3 protein-coding genes are annotated in these 2,868 nt (G+C 62.1%); 1 reads left to right on the forward strand and 2 read right to left on the reverse strand.

Features of this window, described 5'->3' with window-relative positions:
- The first annotated feature begins 242 nt into the window (after nt 1-242).
- Complete coding sequence (locus IRZ24_RS18885) at nt 243-1,424, forward strand: DUF1786 family protein (RefSeq protein WP_297167847.1); 1,182 nt, start codon at nt 243-245, stop codon at nt 1,422-1,424.
- A gap of 122 nt (nt 1,425-1,546) precedes the next feature.
- Here the strand turns inward: IRZ24_RS18885 and IRZ24_RS18890 are convergent, their stop codons facing one another.
- Together IRZ24_RS18890 and IRZ24_RS18895 are read right to left on the reverse strand one after the other, a co-directional pair.
- Nucleotides 1,547-2,116 carry a helix-turn-helix domain-containing protein gene (locus IRZ24_RS18890; RefSeq protein ID WP_170293155.1) on the reverse strand — a complete coding sequence of 190 codons (570 nt, stop codon included), beginning with the start codon at nt 2,114-2,116 and terminating at the stop codon, nt 1,547-1,549.
- 424 nt (nt 2,117-2,540) lie between these two features.
- Nucleotides 2,541-2,868, reverse strand: a 328-nt coding sequence (locus tag IRZ24_RS18895; RefSeq protein WP_297157595.1) for an SCP2 sterol-binding domain-containing protein, incomplete at its 5' end; no start/stop codon positions are given.

Raw genomic sequence — 2,868 nt, forward strand, 5'->3', positions numbered from 1 at the left:
GCTTCACGCTGATCAGTTTCTAGCTGGTCCGGCAAGGACGCCAGCAGCAGGACGCCCCCAGGACCAACGCCGACATGCTATACTGAACTGAGGCATGGACGGGAGGCGTCAAGAGCAGAGTCTGCCGCCCCCGTGACGCTGATCAGGGGTCACGGACGGACGGACGGACGGAACGGAAGAAGGTTGCTCTGGTCCATTCCAGCCTTGTAAGGAAGAGGGCAGAAAGGGGGCTCAGGTTTCGTATGGCAACTGCAGCACCGGTGCGCGTGCTGGCGATCGATATCGGCACGGGCACACAGGATATCCTGCTCTTCGAAAGCGGCAGGACGATGGAGAACAATGTCAAGCTGGTGATGCCTTCGCCGACGGTGATTGTGGCCGAGCGCATTCGCCGGGCGACGGCGGCGGGCCGGCCTCTGCTGCTGACCGGGGTGACAATGGGCGGCGGCCCATCGCACTGGGCAGCGCGCGATCATGCGCTGGCCGGCTATCCAGTGGCAGTGACGCCCGAGGCGGCGCGCACTTTCGACGATGACCTGACCGCCGTGGCCCAGATGGGTTTTGAGATTATTAGTGAGGAGGAGGCCGCCCGACAGGCCCGGCGCCCGGATGTGGTCCATATCGAGCTGCAGGATCTGGACGCGCGGGCGATCGTCCAGACGCTGCGCACTTTCGACCTTGATCCGCGGGTGGATGCGCTGGCCATCGCCGCTTTTGATCATGGGGCCGCGCCGCCGGGCTATAGCGATCGACGCTTCCGCTTCGAGTTTCTGGAGCGCATGATCCGCCACTCCCCCACGCCAGCGACTTTCGCTTACCTGGCGGAGGAGATTCCACCAGCGCTGACTCGCCTGCAGGCTATTAAAAGCAGTGTCGCCCGCTATGTGGAATACAGTGGTTCGGCGCCAGAGCTGCCGGTGCTCTTGATGGATACAGGGGCCGCGGCTGCGCTGGGAGCCCTGGAGGACCCGCGCGTGCGCCGGCAGAGACACAGCCTGCTTTGCAATATCGGCAATTTCCATACGCTGGCCTTCCACCTGGTAGAGGGGCGCATTGTGGGCCTCTTTGAGCACCACACCGGCGAGATCAGTCGGGCAAGACTGGAGGAGCTGCTGCGGAAGCTGGCCGCCGGCACGTTGACTAACGATGAGGTCTTTTACGATAGCGGACATGGCGCGCTGGTGTTGGAACCCGAGCGGGCGCGCGCGTCGTCGGCTGCTACCTCGGAGCCACCCTTTCTGGCGGTCACCGGTCCCCGCCGCGAGCTGCTGCGTGGCTCGAGCCTGCCACACTACGAGGCTGTGCCGCACGGCGACATGATGCTTGCCGGCTGCTTCGGTTTGTTGCGCGCCCTGGCTGAGCGCGTACCGGCTCTTGGCCCGGCGATCCGGCCCGCACTGCTAGGCGAGGCGAAGGCCGCTTAACTTAACGCGCGACGCAGCGGGGCGCGCAGGCGCGCAGAGCGGAGGGATGGCGAGCGAAGGAACAGGCTGGATAGCGAAGGGCCAGGAGAGAAGAGGAGAAGGGGCTGTAGATACGGGGAGCTTCATGAAGGGGTCGCACCACTCTCAGGGGTCTCGGCGCTGGGAGAGCGAGCGGAAGCCTCCGACTCAGGGGCCGAAGTGGGTAAAGGAATCGGCCCTTTGCTGCTCTGCCGGCGACGACCCTTGCGACGGGAAGCGGGCTGCTCGCTGTCGGCGTGGGCATCGCTGCGTTGGTCGAGGATGCGGGCCACCTTCTCGCGGATCAGGGTGATCTGGGAGTAGACGGCCTGACGTGACTGCTGAAGCTTGCGGGCAATAGCGGAGGGGCGTTCACTGTTGGCCAGATAGCGACAGATGGTGGCTTGTTTCTCGGTCAGGTCAACGTCGGGGTGAGAGAGGGCGGTACGGGCCAGATCGACCAGTTCACCGTAGCGCCGGCGCTTATACTCATCGAGGTCCGCCGGAGAGAAGAGCCAGCGATCGACGACTCGTACGCCGGGGATGCGTCCGGCCTCTACGAGATGCATAAAGTGCCAGTAACTCAGATCGAGCTGCTTGGCGGCCTCGTGGGTAGTCAACATGCCATTCAGATGCTGCAGATTATAGTGCAGTTCATCACTCCGTAGGGCCATCTTGGACGCCTTTCTCCACCTGGGATGCTGGTTGTCTCGCTTGTCTTCATCCTGTTGCAGTACGCCAGGAGTCGGCGCAAGCAAGCAGCAGACAAGATACAATTGTTCATGGTGAGTATACCATACCTGGGGAGGGTTAGCAAGGCATAAGGGAGGAAAGCCGCCTCGGGAGCACCACCGAAGGGGCAGGCGAGGAAGCGAGGCGCGGGTGGGAGCCGATGGCAGGCAGCGCAGGAGCGAATAAAGTGAAGAACACCTCGGGTCCATGAGAAGTCTCTCATGGGACCAAGGTGTCTCAGCCGGGAGACGCCGCGTGAGCGCCTCTGCTCGTTGCGTTGCTCTGTTTTTTGGCTGTGCGCAGCTGTGACAGCTGCGAAAGCGGCTTCGCTCAGGCTCAGCCGGAAATAGGACTCGAAGCCTGCGCTTAGCGAGGCCGATTAAAGAGATTCTGCAGGCGCATCGCCAGCATCATATCGCCGCTGATCTTGATCTTACCGGTCATGAAGGCCGTAGTAGGATCAAGCTTGCCTTCGACAATGGAGGCCCAGTCTTTATCACTGACCGTGAGGGTGATATCGGGCTTCTCCACGCCGCCTTTGATCAGTTCGGCCTGACCATTCTCCACTTTGATGGCATAGACGCCAGGATCATCACCGGTGATGTTCCACTGGAATGTCTTGTTCAGCCCACTCGCGGCTGACGGGTTGACATTCTGAACCATTGCATCGAAGATCTCAGCAGTTGTCATCGGT

Source organism: Thermogemmatispora sp. (assembly GCF_019683755.1).
Classification (GTDB): Bacteria; Chloroflexota; Ktedonobacteria; order Ktedonobacterales; family Ktedonobacteraceae; genus Thermogemmatispora.

Excerpts from the sequence above, each read along its gene's own strand:
- IRZ24_RS18885 (WP_297167847.1), top strand. The coding sequence starts at position 243 with ATGGCAACTGCAGCACCGGTGCGCGTGCTGGCGATCGATATCGGCACG.
- IRZ24_RS18890 (WP_170293155.1), bottom strand. The coding sequence starts at position 2,116 with ATGGCCCTACGGAGTGATGAACTGCACTATAATCTGCAGCATCTGAAT.